Origin of the sequence: Ruegeria halocynthiae (assembly GCF_900106805.1) — a bacterium.
Classification (GTDB): domain Bacteria; phylum Pseudomonadota; class Alphaproteobacteria; order Rhodobacterales; family Rhodobacteraceae; genus Ruegeria; species Ruegeria halocynthiae.
Genome location: NZ_FNNP01000017.1, coordinates 1 through 23,992, shown reverse-complemented (window position 1 = coordinate 23,992; position 23,992 = coordinate 1). Strand labels below are relative to the sequence as shown.

Genomic DNA, 23,992 nt, shown 5'->3' with positions numbered 1-23,992 from the left:
AATGTCTTGCTATGCAGGAGCTATCCACACAGGCCGTTCGCTGCGAGCGCAAAATCGAGCCGACAACCAACTGGGAGTCTGCGGACAAACCTGCCGCTTGCATTGGGTGGACCAATGACTGAAACCCGCCCTTGTTGTCATCAGTAAATTCTGTGCAGTGTCCAACACATGATCGAAATTCAACTGCCCCCAGCCTTTGCTGCGCTTTGCAAAACCTGCGAAACTATTTGCGAAAAGGAGTGTTGCGGTATCGGAGCATTCAACTTTTCGCCGTTCAACATCATCTACCACCTTACCAAGTGGGAAGCGCGCATCCGTGATAGTGATGTTGAGATGCTCCGCTCGGAATTAACTGATTTGGCTGCAAACATCCGCAGTTCACATCAGCGCTCTGAGAAGTTGGTTTTGTCTGAGCTGAATGCGATCCTGACCAACGAGCAGGTACTTGCTCTTATCAGAGAGGTGGAGTCCGCACTCACAGATGGGTATGTCATCTATTCAAGCCAAGAAATTCCGATCACCGAGCGGTACGAGAAGTTCTTACGGATCGTCAAAGTTCCTTAATGAAGGGAAACTGCGCGCCGCTGCCATTAGTGCTGGGTGCAGCATCCGGCACTTTGGGCTCGACGCCGAATCCATTGCCGTGGCAGTAAAGCTCCCTGCCCCGATAGTAGCTGATCACTTGGCCGACCCAGAGCCGACATCCAACCTATTGTTTCTATGCTGCGGTCGCAGCCCGCATTGCAGACTTTCGCCGCGTACGCTAAATCAGTGGGTATTCAAACTCATGCGTCGTTTCTTCGGCGCTGGTTAACGGCTCACGGCTTTACAGAATCCTTCGAATTTATTCCGCGGCCATAACAACAAAGAGGGTGCCAGGTTCTTACTGAGCCGTCGACAGCTCCGCGACGCATGGCATCTTTGAATGTTGCGGCAACTTCGGGTCAGGGTGGTGCCAGGATTGAGCTGAAGAAACCCATAGGCTGCCCTGGCTTTGATAAACCGATGGATCCTTCAGCGTTCCGACTTTGATTGCTTTGTATTCTGGCGCTGCATTATTCCAGGATATGACGTACACTCCGCAATCCGGACAAAACTGCCGAAATACATCGTTACCGCTGTCGACCTTGCGCCCGAATGTTGTTGGTGTGCCCTGTACAACGGTCACCGCCGATGCAGGAAACATCATTCCATGGGCCTCCGCACCGCCAGATGTCTTCTGGCAGTCACGGCAGTAGCAAGCGCCCGATATGATTGGAGCAGCAATTACGCGGTACTTAACGGCACCACAAAGGCACTCTCCCTCCAAAACTTCAGTCATCCTTCGTCTCCTTTTCGGCAAACCCTTCAATTATCACTTCTGTGACGCGCATTGCGGTCGCGATCTCTTCGGGGGACAAGCATTCTGAAACGCTCGCGATGTTGATCGCCTCGCGTGCCAAAACAGTTTCTATCAATTCAGCCCCACTTGCTGACAGTACCAAGAGCTTTGAGCGGCGATGCGCAGTGTTTTGGCGGCGCTCGACAAATCCCTTTTCAATCAGCGCATTCGCAGTCTTCTGAACAAACTGCCGCGGAGCGATTAGTCGGTCAGCAATCCGTGGAACAGACAGTGGTCCATGATCATGGAGTCTCTCCAGCACTGCCCGTTCCGTAACGGTCAGCCCGGTGCCATCCAATTCACGTGCAACAGCATTTTCCAGAACCTTGTACAGCGGGCGGACAAGCCGAATGAAGTTGTAGAGGTTTGTCGAGTCATACATAATGACACTATTGATGTCATAATAACATCTATGATGTCAATACGGATATGTAACTTGATCTGCAGGCAACATCTCAAACCCACAACTGCAGGATTGAAGCGGTTAGCAGGACGGCCATAGTGCCGTTGAACAAATGCCAATGCCAATCGGCGCTCAGCGCGCGCGCAGCCAGGCCGCCAGCCAGCGCCCATAAGGTTAGCGACAGATATGCCGAAAGAGCGAACACCAGGGCCAATAGGCCACCCAGCAACAAGGGGCCGCTGGCCAGCTTGGAAAACGACGAGGCAACACCCAATGCCATAGCCCAGGCTTTCGGGTTTATCATGAGAAGCATGACGCCGCCCACAAGACTTATTGGGGTTTCCTCATCAGACTGCATTGGCAAAGGAGGACCGGCCAGCCCAATTCTGGCGGCAAGCCAAATCAGATACATGGAACCGACGGCCTTTACGCTCATTTCCAGAACAGGTGCTGTTTGAAGTGTCTTGGCCAGACCGGCCCCGGACACACCCACCAACCCGGCAAGCGCAAGCGCCATACCAAGGAACAGTGGAACACTGCGTCCATATCCAAACCGCGCACCAGATGCGGTGGCGAGCGTGGTTGCACCACCTGGAGAGCCCGTGGCTACCAAGGCAAACATAACAAGTGCCCATATCTGATCTGGCATCACGGTTATCGCGCAGCGGTCACCTCGATCTCGACAAGAAGATCGGGTGCCGCCAAACAAGCCACAACTAACGTGGTGACAGCAGGAGCATGCCCTTGGTTCCAACGAGTTTGACGAGCATTGGACAGGGCCGGCAGAAATTTTGCGTCAGTCACATAGTAGATGACACGCAGAATGTCAGCGGTACTCAATCCGACATCGGCAAGAAGCGCTTCGACATTGCTCATCGCCTGATAGCATTGCTGCTCAAACCCTACACGAGTCTCGCCATCGGGTGAGACACCAATCTGTCCTGAAAGACAGACCAGTGTCTTCGGCGCCGAGATCTGAGTGCCATGCACATAAATACCCTGATATTGCTCTGGCACAGCGCGCAGTTTCTTTGGGGATAATCGAGTGATCATATTTTGCTCCGTTTCCAAGTCGCCATGAAGGCCACAGTCGGTTAATTGGAGTTTTTTGTGAGGACCAACAAAACGAGATTGCCCGACATCAGCCTGTTTTTTCGCTGTGTCCGCTTTGATCGACGATACTGACTACCAATCCGCCTGCGATGCGAAATGCCAACCCACCACGAAACTGCAAATTCTGTCCTGCTTTCCATCCGTTGGGCAGATCGACGGAAACCACGGCAGAATAGTCGACTTCGATCAACGTGGTATCTACGACGGATATGACATTCACGACCTTTTGGTGACGACTCGCAAAGGCCTGAACGCCGAGATTTGCCAGTTCTGCAAATGCCTGTTTGCCAGAGGTTTCAGCCGTGACTTCCCCACCGGAGATGTTGGAAAATGTGACGTCGTCCGAAAGACAAGCCAACATGGCCGCCACATCCATCCGATTGTAGGCATCGATGTAAGTTTGGATGATGCCGGGCAGGCTGTTCATAGGATATCCCGCGTCCTGCCCGAGACCTGTACAGATGCGCCTTTCGTATTGTCCAATGTGACTTTGATCAAAGACGGGCTACCCATGTCTTCGCCCTGGCGAATAGTGAAGCTGCCGCCATGGGGCCATTGGCTGTCGCGCAGGTAACCGGCAAAGGCCGCAGCGGCGGCACCAGTGGCCGGATCCTCTAATACACCGCCCGATGCAAAAGCATTGCGCACGACGAAGGATTGGTTTTCCTCGATGTACACCAACATCACTGTCACCAGATCATGCTTGCGCATCACCGCGCGACCTTCGTCGAGATCATAGTCCATCGCAGCGAGCCGCGCGCGGTCTTTCAGAGGCAGCACGATGTGGCTGGCACCACCGTGAATATGCGCCGGCGGCAGTCGAGGATCGAGATCCTCTGACGTCAGGTCAAAAAGCGCCAGCACATCCTCAGCCTCGCCCTCTGTCGTAGAACGACTTTTCGTAGGCGGCGATGAAAGAGTGGCGAACATGCCTTCTGGCGTGGCAGCGACATCCACAGTAATTGTGGCTTCGTTCAGAACGAGTGTATATGTGCCTTCACCGTTTTGTTCACCCAATGCGGCGCCAAGGGCGATTGTGGCATGGCCGCAGAAAGGCACCTCAGATTCCGGTGAGAAGTACCGCACCCTCCATTTTTTGCCCCCATCATCTTGCGCCACGGCAAAAGCAGTCTCTGAATACCCGACGTCGGACGCGACGCGCGCCATCTCGTCTTCACTGACCGCGTTCTCCAGAAGCACAACCCCTGCCGGGTTGCCGCCCTCTAATCCTTGGCTGAACGCCGCGATTCTTTGAATGTTCATGGGAAACTCCTGTCTATCGTTGTCAGAATCCTAAGGGGAATGACGTTCGATTGTCCCAACCCTTTCGATGGCAGTTTTCTGAAACTTCTTTTGCATCGATGCCCTTTTGGGTAGTCTTCCTTCATGTCGAAAGAACTGGATCAAACGGACCGCCAAATTGTGGAGATCCTCGAATCTGATGGCCGTACGCGCCTGTCCGAAATTGGTAAGGCGGTCGGCCTCACTGGTCCGGCTGTCGGTGAACGTCTGCGCAGCCTGCAACACCACGGGTTCATTGCCGGGTTTGGTGCACAGATAGACCTACGCCGCTTTGGTTATACAATTCAGGCTCTTGTCCGGATCAAACCACGCAGCGGGCAATTGCACAACGTTGAGAAGATGATCGAGGAACAGCCCCGTTTTTCGTCCTGCGACCGGGTTACCGGTGACGATTGTTACGTTGCCCGGCTGCTGCTGAAAGATGTGGCAGAGTTGGACGAGATTCTTCTGCCTTTTCATGACCGGGCGGAAACGAACACTTCGATCGTGAAATCATTCGTCTTCGAACCCAGGCTGCCGCCCTTGGACTAAGTAATCGCCCTGATCAAGAACGCCAGTCCTGTGTTTCTATGTCCAACCATTTCCTGAATGTTCTGATCTTCTGCGAATGTCGATGGCTTTCGGGAAAGACCAGCCAGTACCCCGACCCATCCTCACACGTCAGACCGAACGGCTGTATCAACCGCCCGCTTGTCAACTCATCTTGGAAAAAAGCGGGTGTCAGCATAGCAACACCTTGCCCAGCAATCGCGGCGCTGGCTTCCAATACCTGAGGACCAAAATGTTGCCGGACTTCGCCGGTCAGATCAGTACCCTCTAATCCGGCTGCTGCTATCCAACGGTTCCACCACGGATCTGCGGGCGAGAGTATATGCAGCCGCAAAAGATCCTCAGGCCTGTGGATGCCCCCGATCGTATCGGCCAAGTCTGGGCTAAGCATCGGGGTAAAGCGGGTTGGAATCAAAAGATGGCTTGCCAGCCCGCGCCAGTTTCCTTGCCCGCCGCGTACAGCCACGTCAAAACCGCTGGCTGAGAAATCAACCAGGCTTTCGCTGACTTCAACTCGAACCGCGATATTCGGGTTTTCCATCTGAAACCCGCCCAGTTTTTGCGCCAGGAAATTGGTGGCGAATGTCGGAATGACACTTATGGCCAATGTCTGTTGCGAAATACCCTTAGCCTCGGCAAAGGCATCGCTCAGGATGTTGAGGGCTTCGGTGGCTTTCTCAGCAAATGCACCCCCAATATCTGACAGCGATACGCCACGGGCTTCACGTATGAACAGCGGTGCGCCAACGCGTTCCTCGAGGATCTTGATTTGATAGCTGACGGCCGCTTGGGTCATCCCAAGCTTGTCTGCCGCTAGCGTGAAATTCTTGCATCGCGCGGCCTCTTCAAAGACCCGGATCGCGGCCAGCGGAGGCAGGTTGGCTCGATCAACCATAAACAACCCTTATGCCTTCCAACCAATACTGATTTGTTTGTCGCATATTTTCCTGCGCTGATCAGCATAAATCATCAGCCCATCGAATGGGAGGGGGAAATGACCATGCCGCTGCTATTGAAACGACTACTGGCTTTGTTCAATGTTAATTCCCTAATCTCTCCAAGACGGTGTCCCCAACCAGAAGACATTCAATATTGGTCGAGTCATATGAAGAAAGACATCGGTATGGACCACGCTGATCCTCCCCAGCGTCCATTATTCTTAGGTGACAAAAGTTGGTAACGATGAAGGCTAAGATCACGACCGCCGAACACGTCTCTGTTGATGCCTTGCGCAATGCCATGAACAAGGCATTTTCGGATTATGCGGTGCCGATGGAACTGTCGGAACGGATGTTCGCCCTTATGATGCAGCAGCGCGGGTGGAGCCGTGCGGCCTCACGGGTTGCCATCATCGGAGGGGATACAGCAGCAATCTGGTTGATGTCTGTGCGCGGCAACCATGCTTATCTGATCTCAAGCGGAACATGTCCTGAGTTCAGGCGTCAGGGGTTGGCCCGTCAACTTGCCGAAGACTGTTTGGTTGGCTTAAAAAACGAAGGCATCACCAATTTCCAAACCGAAGTTCTGACAAGTAACAAAAGAGCGTTCGATCTTTATGCTGCCATAGGGATGGAATTCACGCGACAGCTTGAGTGCTACGAACTGCCGTCTTTGCCGGGATCACCCAGACATGAAGTGCGAAAAACGCTATGGGCAGAAGCCAAAGGTGAGGCACACGCGTTGGCAGAGGTGCTGCCATCCTGGCAAAATAGTTTCGACGCGATTGAGGCGGTTGCCAGTGATGTGCAATGTTGGACCGTTTCAGACACCCGCGGTCTTGCAGGTTACGCCGTTGTAATTCCTGAAACGCGAACAATTGCCCAGATTGGGGTCCGAAAGGACCGCCGTTGCGAGGGGATCGCCCAGTCTTTGATCAAAGCCTGCCAACGGGGCCACAACTTGCGCCTGTTAAATGTCGATGGGAGGTCGGATGATTTACGCGCATTTCTTCAAGCAATAGGCGCTGAACCTACGGTGCCGCAGTTCGAGTTGAGCATGCGCATCACAGACGCGATCGAAAGGTGAAAACGGATGTTTCGGCCAATCTCAAGTGAGGTCCTATCGGACAACTGGGGGATCCTGACGAAATACGAATTCGAACTGCGTCGCCGAAACGGCGAATGGCAGCGCCAGACTCGTGAAACCTACGACCGGGGCAATGGCGCAACTTGCCTTTTGTTTAATCCCGAAACGATTTGCGTGCTGTTGACCCGTCAATTCAGGCTGCCGGTGTTTCTGAATGGTGGGATAGAAGCCCTGATAGAGGCACCTGCCGGACTGCTGGAAGGATCGGACGCCGATGGTCGGATGCGCGCTGAACTGCTCGAAGAGACGGGATTTCAAACGTCAACTCTGACGCATTTGTTCGACGTCTACATGAGCCCTGGTTCCGTCACCGAGTATCTTTCCTTTTTCAAAGGTGTCTATTCAGCATCGGATAAAGTCGCCAACGGCGGTGGAAAGTCTGATGAAGGAGAGGACATTGAGGTTTTGGAGGTTCCCCTTTCTGAAGCGATGAAAATGATTGAAAGCGGTGACATTCGTGACGCGAAGACGATCATCCTGCTCCAGCATCTGATGATAGAGATCCTCCAGAAGAAGTCTTGAATACCCGTAATTTACTTTGGCAATACCTGAGTGACTTAACGCAATATGAATTGGTATTTGCTAATTTCGACCCTGGCCCAGATTGACCAGCCAGCGGCTGTCTTCGATATAGCGACGGCAACCCGCATTGCAGAATACCGTAGTGCCTGCGCAGGCAATCCCTGATCATGAGACCATTCGACCTTTCAGAAACCCGCTAAAGACAGATCCGCAATCGCATGATAGCTCCGGTACATGACAAATACTTCGACGCAAGAAAAGCCAGCCATTCCTTATGTCCTAGCAATGCTGGGTGTTCTTTTTGCATCCGTTTGCTTTGGGCTGGTTCCGTACTTTAGCCGCGCGCTGACTGAGCAGGGCATCGCACCTTATGCAGTTGCATTCTATCGTTACATAGTTGCGGCAATCCTGCTCCTTCCAGTTCTAATCTCACTCCGAAAAGCATGGCGCGTGATTGCCTGGGGTCTGTCAGCAGGTGCGGTGATGGGACTTGGATGGATCGGGTACGTGACGGCGCTAGAGACGCTACCCGCATCGACCGTGGGCGTTCTCTATATGACTTATCCTGTGTTCACTCTTGTGATCGCTTGGGTTTTGTTCGCTGATGCACCCACGCGTCGCGCTTTGTTGGCCTCTGGTCTGATCGTGATGGCAGCAATCATTGCAGGATCACCCGCATCCGCATCCAAAGAGCATATACCAACGCTGCTGATCGCACTTGCGGCTCCGTTTGGATTTGGATTTGGCATTTGCGTACTGGTGCATCGGCTGTCTCGGATCGCGCCACTGGCACGTATCGCGTCAGTTTCCCTTGGCTCCATAATCGGTCTTGCACCGCTTGTTTTGACTGCTGAAATGACTGAGTTACTTCCGCAGAACCCGTCCGACTGGCTATTGATTGTTGGAATAGGTCTAGTCACTGCGCTTGTCCCTCAGCTTATTTACACTGTCTGCTCACCAATGATCGGAGCCTCCCAGACTGCGATTGCTGGCAGCATAGAATTGCCCACAATGTTTGCAGTGGGTTTTTTTGCCTTTGGCGAGGCAATAACAACGCCTCAAGCCATTGCTTGCGCATTTGTCCTTGCCGCAATTGTAGTCACAAAAAGAAGAGAGACCCGCATAGCCTGAACGTGTAACAAATTTCTAAGCTAAGCTTCGAGGCAGTGCAGAATACCGTCTGCCTCAAACCTGACAAATCTGAACACCGGCCCTTTCCGGACATTGAGCGTACCCATTCGCGCTGCAACGCAGTTTTCGCAAGACTGCCATTCGTGTACATAGTAGCTTCTTAATAAACCGATGACGGCAACGCAGCCACCTCAGACATTCGTCTCAATGTTACCGCCGACCGAATTTGAACTAAATTTTGAGGTCGGAAACTCGTCAATCTGCACAGAAATCGATCAGAACCCTGTTGAACAGCCCGGGCTTTTCCAGATGCGTCGCGTGAGCGCACTCTGGTATCACAGCCAGGTTGGCGTCGGGAATGGATTGCCACAATTGCTCGGTCTGACTCCAGGGATAGGTGCGATCCCTGTCACCCCAGATAACCAGTGTTTTGATTTCGATACCCGCTAAGCGTTCCTCCCCACTCCAGCCTTCCATCGCATCGAGCCCGGTGAGTATTGACTGCAGGCTGCATTGTTCGGCGATTACGGCGCAATCTTCATATGCTGCGTCTTTTTCCCGCTCAAGAAACCAGGATGCCGCAATTCGTCTGGCTGTGGCCTGCGGCCCGTCGGCACGGGCTCGGCGTTTTGAGGTTCCAATGGTCTCGAACCGGCCTGGCAACACCCCCAACGCGCCGGTGCCATAAAGCACCAAACGTTCGATGCGCCCGGGTGCACGGGCGACCATTTCCTGCACAACCATCCCGCCCATCGAGTGGCCGATCAGGTGGAACTGTTGGATACCGCGCGCTGTCAATTCATTTAGCGCCCAGTCAGCATACCCGGCTATACTGTCCAACGCATCAAGTCGTGCATTCTTGCCATATCCTGGTAGATCCAGCGCGATGACGTCGAAACCTGACAGGTCTTCGGCTTGCTTCTGCCACTGCCGACTGCCGCCCAAAAATCCATGGACAAATACAATCGGCGTCATTTGCGACCGCCTTGTACGATGCGATCAAGGATCATTGCACAGAACAGGATCGCAAACCCAGCGAGGATGCCCTGGCCCACATTGGCATATTGCAAGGCTTCCAGCACATCTTCGCCCAGCCCTTTGGCGCCAATCAATGACGCCACAACCACCATCGCCAGCGACAACATGATAGTCTGGTTTATCCCTGCCCGGATCGACGGACTAGCGAGCGGCAGGTCGACCTTGGTGAGCAGATACCACTTGTTGGCTCCAAAGCTGATCGCTGCTTCGCGCACGCTTTCGGGCACCCCGCGCAGGCCAAGAACAGTCAGGCGCACTACCGGTGTGCCGCCAAAGATCATCGTAACCACAACAGCCGCCGGTTTGCCGACGCCAAAAAACGCGATCACTGGCACCATAAAGACAAATGCGGGCATGGTTTGCATGAAATCCATGATGGGTTGGATAAAGGCATAAAACCTTGGGCGGCGGGCGGCGAACATGCCAAGTGGTATGCCGATGATGATCGACAAACATGCGGCCGTCCCCAACAAAGCCAGCGTGGTCATGGCGCCTTCCCAGAATCCCAACAAGCCCATATAGGCCAGAAATGCCCCCGAATATATTGCCGTGCTGATGCCAGCAGTCAGCCACGTCAGCAATATGATCAGGCTGGCAATCACGATCCACGGCGTCTGGACCAGAATGACTTCCAGAGCGTCGAGCAACCCGCGGATTCCGAATGTCAGAGCATCAAAGAAGGCTTCGCTGTTGCGCACGCACCATGCGATGAATTCTTCTACCCAGGTGATGCCGGTCAGGCGGAGGTTCGGGTCTGTGGGAAATTGGCTGAGGAGCGAAAACCGGCCCGGGAAACTGTAGTGCATCATCGCTGCCGCAACGATCAGCGCCATGAAGATCGCGCTGAACACGATTTGCGATACCGGCATGGCAGAGCGGATCGATCGATCCGACAGCCAGTCAGAGAAACGGGCCTCCAGCGCCCAGTTGGCCACTTGTGACTGCACGGCCTTCACGATCAGCAGGATGATAAGGCCTGTCAAAACAATTGACGGGCCTTCGGCGGCTAACGCCTCGGCCTCGGCACGGATGCCGCCAATGTTATCCTCAAGAGATTCGACAGTGCGGCGATAGACATCAATCTTGTCCGATTGGTTCTCTATCGCGGCTGCGAGTTGCTGTCTGCGCAACTCCAGCGTGCCTTCGATCGAAGCGATGCGCGCCATTGCGTCAGCAGCAAGATCACCAAACAGACCACGGGCAATCTGCACAAAAGCAATTGTTTCTAGGATCAGAAAGGGCAGCGCCCAAGACCAGAGTCCGCGTGCGCCAAACCACACCGGACCAAACAGCCCCGCCATCAGGTTGAAGGTCGGCGTGAAGCGGGACGAGGCACCGATCTTATCGAAATTGCGGATGTAGTAGTCAGGGCTGGTGCGGACAAAGGTTCGAATGTTATCGCGGCGCTCTTCGGCATAGGCGAGGGCTGCTTCGCTTTCGGTATCTTCCAGCGGGTTCACATCAGAGGTATTCATGACACTTCGGTCCCTTCGATCACGGTACGCAGCAGATCGGCACGGGTAATCACGCCGACATCAACGCCACCGTCCTCCACCAGAATGGCACTGCTGTTGTCGATCGCCAGATTGATCAGCGTACTGAGGTTTTCACCCTCGTTGACGCGTGGGGCATCGGACGCCAGCGGGCCATGGGCTGCTATGTGTTCGGGTATGGGCTGCATGACAGCGTGAGCGCGCACCACTTTGAGCCGGGAAATGCCCGCAACAAAATCGGCGACGTAATCGTCGGCCGGGTTCATGACAATGTCTTCGGCCGTTCCAATCTGCACTACCTTACCATCACGCATGATTGCGATCCGGTTGCCGATGCGAACCGCTTCGTCCAAATCATGGGTGATAAAAATCGTGGTCTTCTTCAGGATCTTGCTCAGCCGGATAAATTCATCCTGCAATTGCCGACGGATCAGCGGGTCCAACGCTGAGAATGGTTCGTCCATCAACAACACATCCGGGTTAGCCGCCAACGCCCGGGCCAAACCTACACGCTGTTGCATGCCGCCTGACAGCTCGTGCGCAAATTTCGATCCCCAGGCACCAAGCTCGACAATATCCAGAATTGCGGCAGCCTGGCGCATCCGCTCATTTTTGCTGACTTGGCGGATTTCAAGTGGCATCGCGACATTATCCAGCACCGACCGGTGCGGCATGAGCGCGAAGTTCTGAAACACCATGCCAATCTTGTTGTTGCGAAACTGCTGAAGCTCTTTTGGCCCCAAGGCCATGACATCGGTGCCTTCAATCTCGATCTTCCCATCGGTGGGTTCAAGCAGCCGATTGAAATGGCGGACCAGAGTAGATTTACCGCTTCCGGAAAGGCCCATAATGCAAAAGATTTCGCCCCGATTTACCGACAGGCTGACATCAGCAACACCAACAACACAGTTGTATTCGGCCAACACCTGAGCCTTGCTAAGCCCCTGATCCCGGATCGCCTGCAGCGCTACTTCGGGCTTGCCTCCGAAAATCTTCCAAACATTCGAAATTTCGATAACGGCATTGTCGCTCATAGGTCCCCCAGAGGTCAGCGTTCGGGTGGCGCCATGAAACGGCGCCACCGTGTTCCTTGAGCGAGATCAGAGGCCCAACCAGGCGTCCACACGATCAGGATTGGCGTCGACCCATTCGCGGGCGACCTCTGCCGGATCACGCCCCTTCCCGCTGATTTCGTAAGCGAACCCGCTGACGTCATCAGCCGTCACTTGGAAATTCGCAAAAAAATCGGCGATCGCCGGAGAGCGATCTGGGAGGGTATTGGACCAGGCGATCTGAACGTTCTTTAGCGCGTCTTTGGTGGCTACACTGGAATTGTTATACCAATCCGGATCATCAGATGGCTGAACCATCACGTATTTCGCGGGGTCAAATGTCGGTTCACTCAACATCTGGACGTCGAACATGTACCAAACCGCGTGCGGTTTATAGCAATAGAAGGCATATCCTTCTCCTTTAGCGATACTATCCTTGATACGCGCGGTCTTCACACTTTCTTCAGCACGCACCGGCTCGATGAAATCAAGCAGGCCGTAGTCCCGGGTTTTAACCTCGTTCACATTCGCCGACGCCCAACCTGGCGCGCCGATCCACATTTCGCCCTTACCATTGCCGTCGCTATCCATCAGTGCAGCGACGTCCGGACGACCCAAATCAGCGATGTCAGTGATGTTGTTGGCCTGGCCAAAGTTCTGACTGACGCAAAAACCCTGATTGCCTTCGTATGGATTTGAGGACAGGGTTACCGTTCCGGCCTCATCTACATATTTCTTGGTAAAGCTCTCTTGATTAGGCAGCCACACATCGGGATGCACGTCGATGTCGCCCTTACCCTGATCCATTGCCTGGAAAATAGTGGCGTTATTCCCCGGCACATACTCCACCGTACCTCCGATGCGCGTCTCAACAACCGCCCCCAGAAGATGCGCAATTGCTTGCGCCCCGGTCCAGGACGGCACACCGATCTTGACCTCTTCGGCTGCAAAAGCAGGCATTGCATAGATGCCAACCGCAGCCGCAAGGCCCAGTGTCGTCAGATTCGTTCTCATGATGGTCTCCTCTGTTGATTTGCGCCGTGTTTTGGCGTCGTTCTTTAGTCATTCGATTTCCTATCGCGCGATAGGATCGTTCCAAATTGTCTCGGGCTGCGACTGCAGACGGAAGGCTGAAGAAGGCTCAAACCGCTATGCCCTGCCAGGAAGTCTAGATCATGAGGTTTTCTGAGGGCCAATTCGAACATTTCATCAAACTATTCGTTTTATGCATAGTTATAGGTATGCTTGGCCAATGCACCCTTTGACATGTAGGAACTTCCATTGGATCTGAACTGGCTGCGTGATTTTGAGTGCCTTGCCCGAACGCTGAACTTCACCCGTGCGTCCGACGAACGTAACATAACACAATCTGCATTCAGTCGTAGAATCAAAGCATTGGAGAGTTGGGTCGGCCTGCCACTGGTCAACCGGGCCACATATCCGGTGCAACTGACAGAGGCGGGACAACAGTTTCTGCCCGTTGCCTTGGCTGCGATTTCGCAGTTGTCAGAATCACGTCAATCACTGCGGGATGCTGACAGGGGGGACAGTCGATTCATTCGATTTTCGGTGCTTCACACCATTGCGGTCAATTATCTGGCCGCCCGGATCGAAGAGTTGCAACTGCAAATCCCCGATTTGCGCACGCGTGTACTGTCCGATTCCTTAAGCACCTGCTGCGATCTTTTGGTGGAAGGCGCAGTCGACATCCTGTTGTGCTATTATCACCACTCGGTCTCGCCGATGATTGACGAGGCTTCATTCGAGCGGAGGGATATGTTGAAGGATCGTCTGGTGCCGGTGGCTGCGACTGAATCGGCGCGCACCATGGGGTGGAACCTGGCAATACAGGATGGCCCGCCAATTCCATATCTGGCCTATGACCGCTCGTCATTTCTGGGCATGGTTGTTGAAAATACCATAGATCGGAAACCGCTGAATGCTGAGACGATCTATGTCGATAGTTTGGTTGAGACCATCAAACGGCGCCTGATGGCTGGAAGTGGTTTCGCTTGGATGCCTGAAACCGCGATATCTGTTGAACTTGACGCGGGACTGCTGGTGCCTATCGGCGATGACACTTGGTGTGCGACGCTCACGATTTCTGCCTTTTCCAATCCGACGATCTTTGATCAAACTGCCCGCCAGTTTTGGGATCGATTTTGAGCCAACCAGCCTGTTTCCCAAACCCATATCGTCCCAAGGAATAATAGTCCTCGCTATTCTGCCTCACCAAGTTGACTCGCCTGAGAAAACTCACAGATCCCGGCGACCAGCAGGTCAATCGTGTCGATAACATTGGTGTCCGCCACCACACTGTCAGCAATTAGCGAGAATTCCGAACATGCAACAATTTGCAGGTCTACGCCTGCCGCAACAAGTTCATGCGAAGCAATCCGCAATGTTTCGCGCGCATCACCACAAGGGCCGCTTACTTTGATGCTGCGGATTGCTGACAGCATTCCTTCATCATCTGCGGGCCAGACGACAGAAAGCCCTCGCGCCGACAGTGCATCTTCGAACAAACGTGTGCGCCGCACCGCGGGCGAAGCAAGCATACCGACACACCCCCCGTGGCCAATCGTTCTGACTGCATGATCAGCCGTCAGTTCGACCATGTTCAACAGCGGGATACTCACCGCACCTGTGATTGCTTTGGCATAGTGGTGTGCGGTGTTGCACGGCATCGCCAGCGCCAAGGCTCCGGCAGCCTGGAGACGACGTGCCATTGCCGTCAGCGTCGGCCCGGGATTTTCTCCGTTGCCTGCGATCAAATGCGCAATCCGCGACGGTACTTGCGGGTTCATGTCGATCAACAGCGGGATGTGGTCACGGTCATCACTCGCAGGCACCGCCTTCACCAGCTTGTTCTGGAGGAGGATGGTCGCTTCGGGCCCCATGCCACCAAGAATGCCGACCGGACGCAGCGCCATGGCTCAGACAGTTACCCAGCGGTTTTGATGATCAAAGGCAAAGTCATACCCTCCGAGAGCTGCCGCGCCCCCGGTGTGCAGGAACACGACCCGCTCATCTTTAAACTCACCCTTGCGCGCAAGATCGATCAAACCCGCTGCACCCTTGGCCGAGTAGCACGGATCCAGAAGGATGCCCTCCAGTTCGGCAAACATCTGGATCGCCTCGATGCCGCTTTTTGTCGGCAGGCCATAGCCCTTGCCGACATAGTCAGTATTGGCCATCACGTCTTCGCGCTTGACCACATCTGCGCACCCCAGCTTCACGGCAGTCTTGCAGGCAAGGTCAAAAACCATTTGTTCCTGTTTGGGTTGCGGCGCCCTTGTGCCGATGCCCAGCACGGACACCTGAGCATTCATTGCGCACATGCCCGCAACAAGCCCTGCCTGTGTTCCCGAAGAGCCGGTTGCATGCACCAGTCGATCAATTCTCAAACCGCTGTCATTAGCCTGACCTATAATCTCAAAAGCGGCATTCACATAGCCGAGCGCCCCAGTCGGGTTCGATCCGCCGCCTGGAATGACATAGACATTGCGTCCCTCTGCCCGTTTCTTGTTGGCTGCTTTCTCCATCTCGCCCGGCATGTCATGGCCACCGGCAAACTTTTCCGTGGTCGCGCCATGCAGATGATCAAGCAGCACATTGCCATTGGTGTTGTAGTTGGCATCTTCATACCCTGTGCGATCTTCCAGAAGGATATGACAATCGAGCCCAAGCTTGGCGGCAAACGCTGCGGTCTGTCGGCCGTGATTGGTTTGCGTAGCCCCCTGAGTCATTACCATATCTGCACCCTGCGCTTCGGCCTCTGCCATCAGGAATTCAAGCTTGCGGGTCTTGTTGCCCCCAGTTGACATGCCGGTGCAGTCGTCCCGCTTGATCCAGATTTCGACACCCAGCTCTTTTGACAGACGTTTCATCGGCTCAAGCGGCGTCGGAAGATGAGCTAGGTGCAGGCGAGGGAAGCGGGCAAGATGCATGTGAGAGCTCCTAATATTGATTTACGTCAACTTAATTCCCTCCATACCTGTATTCAAATTCGAAATTTTGCACCTATATTGCAAGAGTTGCATATTACTTGAGGCTGCGTTATCTGCATTTCATGCGCCTTGAATGGATTGATGACATATTGGCCGTACTTGATAGCGGCTCATTGGCGCGCGCTGCTGACAAGCGGTTGCTGACCCAATCTGCCTTTACACGCCGGGTGCGCCTTATCGAAGACAATATCGGCACGACCCTGTTCGACCGCCGCCGGAAGCCCGTATCTCTGATGCCAGGTGTGCAGGCACTGGAACTCGAATTGCGTGAACTCAGCTCGCGGTTACACAAACTGCGACATACTTTGAAGACTGCGAGTGATCAGGCCGGCAACTCACTTTCCTTTGTCTGCCAACATGCATTGACTACAACCGTTTCGCCAAAGGTTGTGTACGCATTGACGGAAAATGGCGATGCTTCTGTGTGCGTGCGGTCCGGGAACCAGGACGAATGCCTCTTGCTGCTAATCTCGAAAGAAGTTGATTTTGCGATCATGTACGCGATTCCCGATGGCAAAATGCCCGGCCCTGGAAACGCCTTCGAAGCCAGGACAATTGGTTCAGATTTTTTGCTGCCAGTCTGTGCGCCTGCAATGCGCAGCAAAGCAACTGACGCGGTAATTCCAACAATCAGTTACCCGCCCGAAGTATTTCTTGGGCAGGTCTTTTCCCGGATGGTCGCCCCGCGTTTGCCCACAGGCGTCACTGCGTTACCCAGAGCTGAAACCGCTCTGACGCTTGCCATGCTGCAATATTCTCTGAATGAAATCGGTGTTGCGTGGTTGCCCCACTCACTGGTTGCCGGCCCGCTCGCACAGGGCCTGCTTGTGCGCCTTGATGACGTGCTGCCCGCGCAGCCCCTGACAATCAATATGGTCCGCTTGGTAGAAACACAGTCAGAGTACAGTGAGCAGATATGGCAACACCTTGGAGATCAATTGCAATTTTTTGTTTCCTCACAACATCTACCCGACGATGCGAAAAGCTGCATTGAGTCAAAATAATTTTTGAGCGATCAAAGCACTACTGTAGCAGAACGGGAAATGGGCAAATTGGGCGCTGATTGACCAATCGCTGCATTCGAAGTGATGCTGCATTGCCGGAATTCGTGAAGTCCATGAAGATTTCACTTCTAGGGGACGGTCAGCAATCCAGAATAGATAGGACTGAATAAGGCCGAGTGTCTGCTTTGGCCGCTTACGCGATTAAGTTTCGCGCCTGCAGCGAACTTCCGCTTCCCGCCCTACTTACAAAGTCACCTCGGTTTTCCCATAACTTGAAAGTCAGAAAAAAGTACTATATTTTCTGACAAGGAGAAAGCTATGATTACTTCATCGATCAGACAACGCATCATCGGAAAAGGCCGGGGGGCAATCTTTGCGCCACTGGACTTTCTGGATATCGGCTCCCGCGCAAGCGTGGATCAGGCATTGTCGCGTTTGGCGGATCAAGGGGTGATCCGGCGGTTGACGCGTGGGCTTTACGACTATCCAAGAAAGAGCGCCCGTTTAGGGCTGTTGTCTCCGTCTGCCGATGACATTGCCAAAGCGATTGCACGTAAGGATAATCAGGTTCTACAGCCCTCCCCTGCCATGGCAGCCAACCAGTTGGGGCTGTCAACCCAGGTGCCATCCAAGCCTATTTATATGACCGACGGCCCGACCCGCACCAAGACAGTTGGTCGACAAGTCATCCAGTTTCGGAACGCATCATCCAAAACGCTAGTTGGTGCGGGTCAGAAAACCGGCACCGTATTTCAAGCGTTGCGTTATGTCGGCAAAAACCGGGTGGATAGCCGGGTTGTCGACACGCTGGCCCGCAATCTGGATAGCAAGGACCGGGCATTGCTCGCAAAACAAAGCAGGTATGTGCCGGCCTGGATGCATCCTGTAGTGCAGCAAATTGTGGCGCGGAACTGATCGTGGACCAGTTTGCCAACGATACTCCAAAGAACCGTGAGGAAGCGTTTCAGGAAACGGCCGCCCAGCTTGGCCTGTCCAAAGCAATCGTCGAGAAGGATTTCTGGGTTTGCTGGTCACTAAAACATCTATTCGCCCTGCCCTCTTTTGGCGCTCACTTGATCTTCAAAGGTGGGACATCGCTATCCAAGGCCTACGACATCATCCATCGGTTCTCGGAAGACGTGGATCTGTCCCTCGACCGGGCGCAACTTGGGTTCGAGGGCGAACGTGACCCCGAGCACCCTGCCCTTTCCGGCAAAAAACAAAAGCAACTGTTGCAGGAGCTTCAGGATACGGCCACCAAAGTAGTCGCTGGTCCGCTTCTGAAAGAAACCAAAATCAAGTTTGGCGCCGCGCTGGACCAGGACTTTTCCCTGTCGGTCGATCCTGATGATCAACAAACCCTGCTCTTCGCTTACCCATCCATGACAAATGCGACCAGTGGTTACATCCAACCGGTGGTGCGGTTCGAATTTGGCGCCCGTGGAGTTCACCTTCCAGCAGAGTCTCGCAGGATTTCGCCATATGTAAATCAGGCCTTTCCAGACCTGCTGAGCTCGGGCGACGTTGATGTGAAGGTCTTGGGCGTTGAGCGCACATTTTGGGAAAAAGCAACGATCCTGCATATGCTCTATCATCAGGACGTCACCAAACCTCTGACTGACCGCATGTCGCGCCATTATTATGATATGGCCCAGTTGATCACACACGAAACCCATCCTCGCGCTATCGAACAGATCGACTTGCTGGATCAGGTTGCACACCATAAGTCCGTCTTCTTCAAAGCGGCCTGGGCCAACTACGAGCATGCCAAGCCCGGATCTTTAAGATTGCTACCAAATCCTGAGCTGAAAGCTGCGCTGCGCCGGGACTATGCCGGAATGCAGGAGATGATAATCGGGGCCCCCCCCTTGTTCGATGACATTCTGAATACCATTGGAGTGTTCGAGACGGACCTCAACGGCTGAAATCAGCGTATTGATTGTTGTCAAGGCGCAGAATTCAAGCTTTGTATTCAAGATGGCTAGTCAAGTAAGCAAACCTTTTGAATTCGCCCAAACTCAAGCTGGATCGCTCCGAGCAACGGTTTCAAATGGTGTGACTGAATGTACTGCGCAATGAACTTGCTAGGCGCACGCAATGTGATCGTCTGATCACGCGTTTCAACAAGTTGGAGATCGCGATACCAGCTCTTGAACAACAACGTTTCAGACTCTGATAAGCGTTGGAGCGCCCTGCTCCACGGATCCTGGTGGTCATGCTCCTCATGTTCAACCGCTACGGGTTTATCTTGACCAAACTGAACATGTACGATCTTTTCGGTTGGTTTTGGCGCTTGCGTTTCCATACGAGTTGAAAAATCAGAACCAACATTTTTCCAAACCGGTTCGCTCAGACGGTAAATTTCCGCGTAGTTAAGTCGGTACGCTGCAACGCGCCCTCTAACCCCAGGCCTAAGCTGGAGAAGTATTTTGTAATCTGTCAACCGCTTGATTTCTCGCTTGACGGTTCGTTCATCTACGGACCAGAGACGGGCCATTTCCTTTTGCCCGACCGTCAGCTCATCAGCACGCCAGTTATATCGGGCGGTTATCAACGCAATGAGCCGCATCATCGAACATTGAAATCCCGTCGTTCCGCTCAACCCCGCAACAGAGATTGCGGTTAACAGATCGTACTTCTGAGATCCGGCTTGATTTCCTGTAAATCGTTTTATTTCCATTTTGATACTGCCACTGTGCCTCGAGTGGATCGGCTTCGCTGACCGATTCCATCAATTGGGTTTAGTGTGATGAAATCCCGTAGTTTGTCAACGGACTTCTAAAAGCAGGATGACCAATCCCTTAATCAAAATCAAAAGAAAATTCGGTTAATTGGTTATAGGTGACATTCTAGTGTCACCATAATGGAGGTCAAGTGTCACCCTATATCTGGTAACCCCACTCAATCTGTCACCAAAACATAGCGCAGCTCCAGGGTGGCCTCCCGTTTTTAGTCGAATCAGCGGCAAAAAGCGGAATTTCTATTCTTTACGTTTTGTAGTTTTTTAAAATCGCGTTATTAAGAGGCATCCATAGTATAACAAGAGCAGCACAATGCGAGACCACACCGACCTTCAAACGATGAACGAACGAAGCCTGGCCCAACAGGCTGCCGTCCGCCGCGCTACTTTCTCACCCGCGGACGAGAAAGTGCTTCGACCATTTTCGATCTGGGAAATTAGCCAGTTCATGTTTGATGTCCCGGCGGACACTTTGAGAAAAAAGTTGGCTGACGATCTGTCTCTTCCGCAAGGCGCGACAGAAGATGATGGGCGGCAAAGATGGTTTTCTCTGGCTGAGATAAACGAGTTGAGGCGCCGCCTGAGATTTAGAGGTAAAAGCCTTCTGCCCCAAAGGCCAGTGGGTCGGGCAATGAGAGTTGCGGTTTCGAACTTTAAGGGTGGTGTCGGTAAAACTGTGGTCGCTCAGCACTTGGCGAATGCGGCCGCGCTTGATGGTTACCGTGTACTGGTGGTGGACTTCGACCCCCAAGCGACACTCACGCATTCAATGGGTCTGTCTGAAGTTAGAGAGTGGAATACTGTCTGGGGCATTATGTGTCGCGATCTTTGCCGTGAGGCAAACCGGATCGCCGACGAATATGATGATCCGGCGGACTGCCCCTACCCCACCGCTGACGAGTTGCCAGAAGACGTCCAGTCGATTGCCGCACAGCGTGTGCAAGATTTCATTCAAAGGACGTCATGGTCGACAATCGATATCATACCGAGCTGTGCAAACGCTGCCTTCGTTGAGTTTGCTTCGGCTCAGTACAGATCCATTCATAAGGCATGGAGCTTTTTTGGGTGCGTCGCCAGATACCTCGATGAGTTACCAGACGACCAGTACGATTTGATTATTTTCGATTGCCCGCCGGCAATTGGATACCAGTCTTTGAATGCGGCCTTTGCCGCTGACATTCTCTATATTCCCTCTGGCCCAGGATACTGGGAGTATGACAGCACCACGAGTTATCTCGGTCAGTTGGGTGATGCCTTGGAAGATATAACCAATGGGTTCGATCGTATTGCTCAGGACGCCGGCATCACACTTCCAAAGAGGTTCGATGACATAAGAGTTCTCATGACCCGCTTTGAGTCCAGCAATTCTCTGCATGTCGCGATGATGGATGCCTTCAAAAATGTTTTCGGAGCAGACGTCTGTCAGAACCCCATCGAGATGACGCGTGCGGTCGAGCAGTCAGGTAGATTCCAAATGTCTGTCTACGAGCAGGACTACAGGCAGATGACTCGGGATACTTGGAAAAGGGCGCGTCAGTCTTTTGATAACGCGTATGGCGAGTTTAAAGATGTCGTCCTGCGGGCCTGGGAAGCGCGTACTAAAGTTGAGGAGCGTGTAGAATGAGTGGTAATAAATTCGGCTTCACTCCGATTGATGACAAAGATCTCAAGAAAGCCCGCCGCCGCGAAGTAGGCCCGATGGGAGCCGCTGTACGCGAGACAGCAAGCAGTTTGAATGAAAGTACTGAAAATCGCGTGGAGCAGCGACGGCAAAATGCCTCGGATGCCAAGGAATATCGTAAAGCTCGGGATGAAGGGCGAGTGCTGGTTGCCGTTGGAATAAATGAAATTCACACTTCTGATCTGCCACGAGATCGTTTGGAATTATCAGCCGTTGCGAGTTCTGACGAGATGGATGAACTCAAGGCTTCAATTCAGGAACGAGGTCAGAAGGAGCCCATAGAGATCTATAAGGATTCAGATGGTCGCTTCCAGCTCAAGAAGGGTTGGAGACGATTAACTGCTCTTAAGCAACTTTTTGAAGAAACGGGTGATGAGCGCTTCTCCAGCGTTACGGCCCGAGTTGCCGAGTCCCAGAGTGACCGAATTGATCTCTATATCGACATGGTTGAAGAGAACGTTGTTCGGGAGGATCTGACTTTTGCTGAGATGGCACAAGTGGCGATCCTTGCTTCCAAAGACGCAGATTTGGGGGCAGGGGATGCAGAAGCTTTGGTTGGTAGACTGTATTCGGCCCTACATAAGATGAAGCGTTCTTATATTCGAAGTTTTGTCTATCTGCTCAATGAGCTTGAAGGCGCATTGCCGTTTCCAAAGGCCGTCTCCAGAAACCTTGGCGTTGAGGTAGCGCGGAAACTACGAGCGTCTTCAGATTCTGCTGATGGATTAAGAGACACATTGGCGGGCGCTTCGACAGCCAGTCAGCAAAACGAGATGCTTGACGCTTTCTTGGCGGGTCATGAGGTTGAGACAACTAGGGGCATGCCTCGTGAAAAACCCGAGAGCGTAAAATACGAGTTCCACGTCGGGGCTTCAAAAATCACTGCTCGAAAAGGAGAGTGTAGGATTTTGTCTGGCCAAGACTTTACTTCGATTGATCGGTCCAAACTTCAGAGAGCGATTGAAGCATTCGAAGCTGTTTTGAACGAGTAGTAACCCACGGGTTACTCTTGCTCAGGTTTGATATCTAGAAGGCGGTAACCCACGGGTTACCGCCTTCTTCATTTAGGAACGGTCTATCCCAGCAAGTCCGTTGCCGGGTTTTCTGCGATATCGACGTCATCATAGTACTTCTGTGCCTGAGCCATGGAGCGGTGCAGGGAGAGGCGCATGGCGGCTTGGATTGGGGCACCGTCGAGCGCAGCCTGGGTCAGGAAGCCCGAGCGCAACCCGTGCGGCGAGGCGAACCCGTCCGGCAGGCCCGCCAGTGTCAGCCGGTGCCGGACGATCTGGTAGATCGCATCCGGGCTGAGGCGTCGTTTCAGAACCCGGTCAGCCTTGGAGACAGGGCGGAAGAGGGCTCCATCCTCAATCCCGCCCACGTCGATCCAATGGATCAGCGCCTCTGCGGCGCGGCCCTTGAGCACCAGCCGGGGCGTCTCGCCCTTGGCGGTGGTCTTGGTCTCAAGCATTGAGATCCAAACCACCCCCTTGGCATCAAACTCTTTCAGCGCCACATCCTCGCGCATCAGCCCGATGATCTCAGACCGGCGGCGGCCACCGCTGGCCCAGCCCAGCATCAGGATGGCGCGGTCGCGGCAATCGCGGCGGCTGCCGCGGCAGGTGGCCAGAAGTTGTTCCAGAACATCGCGGGTGATCGGATGTTGTGACTTCGGGGCAGGGGGCCGGGCGGCGGCACGGCGGGCCTTGGCCCGGGCCTGTTTCACCTGGGGCGCGCCGAAGGGGCTGTTCAGGTTCTTCATCCGATGAAACGCCAGCCAGGAGGCGATGCGCCGGTCCAGGGTCGAGGGCGCGTGGCAGGCCAGTGACTTGCGCAGCCCTTGCGTGATCAGTGCCTCTGCGGTCTCGCGCGCTCGGTCATCAGGGGCGGCCTCGCTGAGATCGCGGGCGTGATCGAGGATAAAGGCCAGAGCTGAGGCCTCCGTTTCGGGCCAGTCCAGCGCCGTGCCAAAGCGCGCGGATTTCCAGGCGGTGATATAGAGCAGGTCGCGCTCATAAGCCCTCAGCGTGTTTTCCGGTGTGCCGCGCACATAGAGGTCGGTGAGTGCCTCCTGATCCGCTGCGGACAGGGCAGGGGCAGCGGCGGGGAGATATGCGGCTGGTGGCTTCATGTGCCCATTCTGAGCTCATTTCCAGGCAAAATCAATTACAAGTGATAAGCGATACTTATCAGATATAATAGAGAGTTAAGAACGCGTCAAAAGTAACGTTCTAAATTGCATACTTTTGCACATTATGGGTGGCGACAATTGACATGTCGGATTTTTTTGGAATCCGTTGCAAACTTCTTGCATTTGGTGTTCTCAGATTTAGAAGGAGCGAACGTCTGCGTTAGCCTCGACGAGCCATTGTGGGATTGCATTGCTCCTGAATTGTCTGACGTCAGCACCAATGGGACAGTTTAGGTCGATTTGATAAGAGAGGGTTTCTGGCTCATCGTAACCGCCAAGGAGTGGAGATGAGAAAGA

At 53.6% G+C, this 23,992-nt stretch carries 26 protein-coding genes; 11 read left to right on the top strand and 15 right to left on the bottom strand.

Going from position 1 to position 23,992, the window contains the following annotated elements; translation table 11 throughout:
* Positions 1-168: 168 nt before the first annotated feature.
* Positions 169-564 (top strand): DUF6331 family protein, encoded by a 396-nt coding sequence (locus BLU89_RS20545; RefSeq protein WP_074739524.1) that lies wholly within the window; start codon positions 169-171, stop codon positions 562-564.
* A gap of 319 nt (positions 565-883) precedes the next feature.
* Here BLU89_RS20545 and BLU89_RS20540 read toward each other — a convergent pair whose 3' ends face one another.
* From BLU89_RS20540 to BLU89_RS20515, 6 genes are all read right to left on the bottom strand, one after another.
* Positions 884-1,321, bottom strand: a complete 438-nt coding sequence (locus BLU89_RS20540) for a GFA family protein (RefSeq protein ID WP_074739522.1) — start codon at positions 1,319-1,321, stop codon at positions 884-886.
* Positions 1,314-1,763, bottom strand: coding sequence for a MarR family winged helix-turn-helix transcriptional regulator (locus tag BLU89_RS20535; RefSeq protein WP_074739520.1), 450 nt, complete (start codon positions 1,761-1,763; stop codon positions 1,314-1,316). The genes BLU89_RS20540 and BLU89_RS20535 overlap by 8 nt, the downstream gene beginning before the upstream one ends.
* Positions 1,764-1,836: 73 nt before the next feature.
* Positions 1,837-2,406, bottom strand: coding sequence for a LysE family translocator (locus BLU89_RS20530; protein WP_218129440.1), 570 nt, complete (start codon positions 2,404-2,406; stop codon positions 1,837-1,839).
* A 32-nt stretch (positions 2,407-2,438) separates the two neighbouring features.
* On the bottom strand, positions 2,439-2,837 hold the full coding sequence (locus BLU89_RS20525) for a RidA family protein (RefSeq protein WP_083347837.1): 399 nt from the start codon (positions 2,835-2,837) through the stop codon (positions 2,439-2,441).
* An 88-nt stretch (positions 2,838-2,925) separates the two neighbouring features.
* Complete coding sequence (locus tag BLU89_RS20520) at positions 2,926-3,324, bottom strand: nuclear transport factor 2 family protein (RefSeq protein ID WP_074739516.1); 399 nt, start codon at positions 3,322-3,324, stop codon at positions 2,926-2,928.
* Positions 3,321-4,160, bottom strand: coding sequence for a PhzF family phenazine biosynthesis protein (locus BLU89_RS20515; RefSeq protein ID WP_074739514.1), 840 nt, complete (start codon positions 4,158-4,160; stop codon positions 3,321-3,323). The genes BLU89_RS20520 and BLU89_RS20515 overlap by 4 nt, the downstream gene beginning before the upstream one ends.
* A gap of 123 nt (positions 4,161-4,283) precedes the next feature.
* Between BLU89_RS20515 and BLU89_RS20510 the strand changes: the two genes are divergently transcribed.
* Positions 4,284-4,730 (top strand): Lrp/AsnC family transcriptional regulator, encoded by a 447-nt coding sequence (locus BLU89_RS20510; RefSeq protein ID WP_074739512.1) that lies wholly within the window; start codon positions 4,284-4,286, stop codon positions 4,728-4,730.
* A 13-nt stretch (positions 4,731-4,743) separates the two neighbouring features.
* Here the strand turns inward: BLU89_RS20510 and BLU89_RS20505 are convergent, their stop codons facing one another.
* The gene (locus tag BLU89_RS20505; RefSeq protein WP_074739510.1) at positions 4,744-5,643 is read right to left on the bottom strand and encodes a LysR substrate-binding domain-containing protein; all 900 of its coding nucleotides are present in this window, start codon (positions 5,641-5,643) and stop codon (positions 4,744-4,746) included.
* A gap of 287 nt (positions 5,644-5,930) precedes the next feature.
* On the opposite strand from BLU89_RS20505, the gene BLU89_RS20500 reads away from it, so the two are divergent.
* The 3 genes from BLU89_RS20500 (at position 5,931) to BLU89_RS20490 (ending at position 8,486) form a co-directional block, all read left to right on the top strand.
* The gene (locus BLU89_RS20500) at positions 5,931-6,773 is read left to right on the top strand and encodes a GNAT family N-acetyltransferase (RefSeq protein WP_074739508.1); all 843 of its coding nucleotides are present in this window, start codon (positions 5,931-5,933) and stop codon (positions 6,771-6,773) included.
* A 6-nt stretch (positions 6,774-6,779) separates the two neighbouring features.
* Complete coding sequence (locus tag BLU89_RS20495; RefSeq protein WP_074739506.1) at positions 6,780-7,355, top strand: NUDIX domain-containing protein; 576 nt, start codon at positions 6,780-6,782, stop codon at positions 7,353-7,355.
* A gap of 234 nt (positions 7,356-7,589) precedes the next feature.
* Positions 7,590-8,486, top strand: a complete 897-nt coding sequence (locus BLU89_RS20490; protein ID WP_074739504.1) for a DMT family transporter — start codon at positions 7,590-7,592, stop codon at positions 8,484-8,486.
* 255 nt (positions 8,487-8,741) lie between these two features.
* On the opposite strand, the gene BLU89_RS20485 is transcribed toward BLU89_RS20490, so the two are convergent.
* From BLU89_RS20485 to BLU89_RS20470, 4 genes are all read right to left on the bottom strand, one after another.
* Positions 8,742-9,461 (bottom strand): alpha/beta fold hydrolase, encoded by a 720-nt coding sequence (locus BLU89_RS20485; protein ID WP_074739502.1) that lies wholly within the window; start codon positions 9,459-9,461, stop codon positions 8,742-8,744.
* Complete coding sequence (locus BLU89_RS20480) at positions 9,458-10,999, bottom strand: ABC transporter permease (protein ID WP_074739500.1); 1,542 nt, start codon at positions 10,997-10,999, stop codon at positions 9,458-9,460. The genes BLU89_RS20485 and BLU89_RS20480 overlap by 4 nt, the downstream gene beginning before the upstream one ends.
* On the bottom strand, positions 10,996-12,051 hold the full coding sequence (locus BLU89_RS20475) for a quaternary amine ABC transporter ATP-binding protein (protein WP_074739498.1): 1,056 nt from the start codon (positions 12,049-12,051) through the stop codon (positions 10,996-10,998). The genes BLU89_RS20480 and BLU89_RS20475 overlap by 4 nt, the downstream gene beginning before the upstream one ends.
* A 66-nt stretch (positions 12,052-12,117) precedes the next feature.
* Complete coding sequence (locus BLU89_RS20470) at positions 12,118-13,083, bottom strand: ABC transporter substrate-binding protein (protein WP_074739497.1); 966 nt, start codon at positions 13,081-13,083, stop codon at positions 12,118-12,120.
* 267 nt (positions 13,084-13,350) lie between these two features.
* Between BLU89_RS20470 and BLU89_RS20465 the strand changes: the two genes are divergently transcribed.
* Positions 13,351-14,235 carry a LysR family transcriptional regulator gene (locus BLU89_RS20465; protein ID WP_074739495.1) on the top strand — a complete coding sequence of 295 codons (885 nt, stop codon included), beginning with the start codon at positions 13,351-13,353 and terminating at the stop codon, positions 14,233-14,235.
* Positions 14,236-14,288: 53 nt separating this feature from the next.
* Here the strand turns inward: BLU89_RS20465 and cuyB are convergent, their stop codons facing one another.
* On the bottom strand, positions 14,289-15,002 hold the full coding sequence (gene cuyB, locus BLU89_RS20460) for a cysteate racemase (RefSeq protein ID WP_074739493.1): 714 nt from the start codon (positions 15,000-15,002) through the stop codon (positions 14,289-14,291).
* Between the two features lie 3 nt (positions 15,003-15,005).
* Complete coding sequence (cuyA, locus tag BLU89_RS20455; protein WP_074739491.1) at positions 15,006-16,019, bottom strand: D-cysteate sulfo-lyase; 1,014 nt, start codon at positions 16,017-16,019, stop codon at positions 15,006-15,008.
* 122 nt (positions 16,020-16,141) lie between these two features.
* Here cuyA and BLU89_RS20450 point away from each other — a divergent pair, with 122 nt between their 5' ends.
* The 3 genes from BLU89_RS20450 (at position 16,142) to BLU89_RS20440 (ending at position 19,008) form a co-directional block, all read left to right on the top strand.
* The gene (locus tag BLU89_RS20450) at positions 16,142-17,083 is read left to right on the top strand and encodes a LysR family transcriptional regulator (RefSeq protein ID WP_074739489.1); all 942 of its coding nucleotides are present in this window, start codon (positions 16,142-16,144) and stop codon (positions 17,081-17,083) included.
* A gap of 318 nt (positions 17,084-17,401) precedes the next feature.
* Positions 17,402-17,998, top strand: coding sequence for a DUF6088 family protein (locus BLU89_RS20445; protein ID WP_074739487.1), 597 nt, complete (start codon positions 17,402-17,404; stop codon positions 17,996-17,998).
* A gap of 2 nt (positions 17,999-18,000) precedes the next feature.
* Positions 18,001-19,008, top strand: coding sequence for a nucleotidyl transferase AbiEii/AbiGii toxin family protein (locus tag BLU89_RS20440; RefSeq protein WP_074739485.1), 1,008 nt, complete (start codon positions 18,001-18,003; stop codon positions 19,006-19,008).
* 56 nt (positions 19,009-19,064) lie between these two features.
* Here BLU89_RS20440 and BLU89_RS20435 read toward each other — a convergent pair whose 3' ends face one another.
* The gene (locus BLU89_RS20435) at positions 19,065-19,763 is read right to left on the bottom strand and encodes a DnaA N-terminal domain-containing protein (protein WP_074739483.1); all 699 of its coding nucleotides are present in this window, start codon (positions 19,761-19,763) and stop codon (positions 19,065-19,067) included.
* Between the two features lie 373 nt (positions 19,764-20,136).
* Between BLU89_RS20435 and BLU89_RS20430 the strand changes: the two genes are divergently transcribed.
* The gene (locus tag BLU89_RS20430; RefSeq protein ID WP_143030644.1) at positions 20,137-21,447 is read left to right on the top strand and encodes an AAA family ATPase; all 1,311 of its coding nucleotides are present in this window, start codon (positions 20,137-20,139) and stop codon (positions 21,445-21,447) included.
* Entirely contained in the window at positions 21,444-22,496 is a 1,053-nt protein-coding gene (locus tag BLU89_RS20425) for a ParB/RepB/Spo0J family partition protein (protein ID WP_074739481.1), read from the top strand. Before BLU89_RS20430 ends, BLU89_RS20425 begins: the two co-directional genes overlap by 4 nt.
* An 83-nt stretch (positions 22,497-22,579) precedes the next feature.
* Here the strand turns inward: BLU89_RS20425 and BLU89_RS20420 are convergent, their stop codons facing one another.
* Entirely contained in the window at positions 22,580-23,635 is a 1,056-nt protein-coding gene (locus BLU89_RS20420) for a tyrosine-type recombinase/integrase (RefSeq protein WP_074739480.1), read from the bottom strand.
* Positions 23,636-23,992: the final 357 nt, after the last annotated feature.

What these genes read in the sequence shown, in the direction of transcription:
- BLU89_RS20540 (WP_074739522.1), bottom strand. Translation starts at nt 1,321, where the DNA reads ATGACTGAAGTTTTGGAGGGAGAGTGCCTTTGTGGTGCCGTTAAGTAC.
- BLU89_RS20445 (WP_074739487.1), top strand. Translation starts at nt 17,402, where the DNA reads ATGATTACTTCATCGATCAGACAACGCATCATCGGAAAAGGCCGGGGG.
- BLU89_RS20505 (WP_074739510.1), bottom strand. Translation starts at nt 5,643, where the DNA reads ATGGTTGATCGAGCCAACCTGCCTCCGCTGGCCGCGATCCGGGTCTTT.
- BLU89_RS20470 (WP_074739497.1), bottom strand. Translation starts at nt 13,083, where the DNA reads ATGAGAACGAATCTGACGACACTGGGCCTTGCGGCTGCGGTTGGCATC.
- BLU89_RS20480 (WP_074739500.1), bottom strand. Translation starts at nt 10,999, where the DNA reads ATGAATACCTCTGATGTGAACCCGCTGGAAGATACCGAAAGCGAAGCA.
- BLU89_RS20530 (WP_218129440.1), bottom strand. Translation starts at nt 2,406, where the DNA reads ATGTTTGCCTTGGTAGCCACGGGCTCTCCAGGTGGTGCAACCACGCTC.
- BLU89_RS20535 (WP_074739520.1), bottom strand. Translation starts at nt 1,763, where the DNA reads ATGTATGACTCGACAAACCTCTACAACTTCATTCGGCTTGTCCGCCCG.
- BLU89_RS20515 (WP_074739514.1), bottom strand. Translation starts at nt 4,160, where the DNA reads ATGAACATTCAAAGAATCGCGGCGTTCAGCCAAGGATTAGAGGGCGGC.
- BLU89_RS20520 (WP_074739516.1), bottom strand. Translation starts at nt 3,324, where the DNA reads ATGAACAGCCTGCCCGGCATCATCCAAACTTACATCGATGCCTACAAT.
- cuyA (WP_074739491.1), bottom strand. Translation starts at nt 16,019, where the DNA reads ATGCATCTTGCCCGCTTCCCTCGCCTGCACCTAGCTCATCTTCCGACG.
- BLU89_RS20510 (WP_074739512.1), top strand. Translation starts at nt 4,284, where the DNA reads ATGTCGAAAGAACTGGATCAAACGGACCGCCAAATTGTGGAGATCCTC.
- BLU89_RS20545 (WP_074739524.1), top strand. Translation starts at nt 169, where the DNA reads ATGATCGAAATTCAACTGCCCCCAGCCTTTGCTGCGCTTTGCAAAACC.
- cuyB (WP_074739493.1), bottom strand. Translation starts at nt 15,002, where the DNA reads ATGGCGCTGCGTCCGGTCGGCATTCTTGGTGGCATGGGGCCCGAAGCG.
- BLU89_RS20490 (WP_074739504.1), top strand. Translation starts at nt 7,590, where the DNA reads ATGACAAATACTTCGACGCAAGAAAAGCCAGCCATTCCTTATGTCCTA.
- BLU89_RS20450 (WP_074739489.1), top strand. Translation starts at nt 16,142, where the DNA reads ATGCGCCTTGAATGGATTGATGACATATTGGCCGTACTTGATAGCGGC.
- BLU89_RS20525 (WP_083347837.1), bottom strand. Translation starts at nt 2,837, where the DNA reads ATGATCACTCGATTATCCCCAAAGAAACTGCGCGCTGTGCCAGAGCAA.
- BLU89_RS20430 (WP_143030644.1), top strand. Translation starts at nt 20,137, where the DNA reads ATGCGAGACCACACCGACCTTCAAACGATGAACGAACGAAGCCTGGCC.
- BLU89_RS20495 (WP_074739506.1), top strand. Translation starts at nt 6,780, where the DNA reads ATGTTTCGGCCAATCTCAAGTGAGGTCCTATCGGACAACTGGGGGATC.
- BLU89_RS20435 (WP_074739483.1), bottom strand. Translation starts at nt 19,763, where the DNA reads ATGGAAATAAAACGATTTACAGGAAATCAAGCCGGATCTCAGAAGTAC.
- BLU89_RS20425 (WP_074739481.1), top strand. Translation starts at nt 21,444, where the DNA reads ATGAGTGGTAATAAATTCGGCTTCACTCCGATTGATGACAAAGATCTC.
- BLU89_RS20485 (WP_074739502.1), bottom strand. Translation starts at nt 9,461, where the DNA reads ATGACGCCGATTGTATTTGTCCATGGATTTTTGGGCGGCAGTCGGCAG.
- BLU89_RS20500 (WP_074739508.1), top strand. Translation starts at nt 5,931, where the DNA reads ATGAAGGCTAAGATCACGACCGCCGAACACGTCTCTGTTGATGCCTTG.
- BLU89_RS20420 (WP_074739480.1), bottom strand. Translation starts at nt 23,635, where the DNA reads ATGAAGCCACCAGCCGCATATCTCCCCGCCGCTGCCCCTGCCCTGTCC.
- BLU89_RS20475 (WP_074739498.1), bottom strand. Translation starts at nt 12,051, where the DNA reads ATGAGCGACAATGCCGTTATCGAAATTTCGAATGTTTGGAAGATTTTC.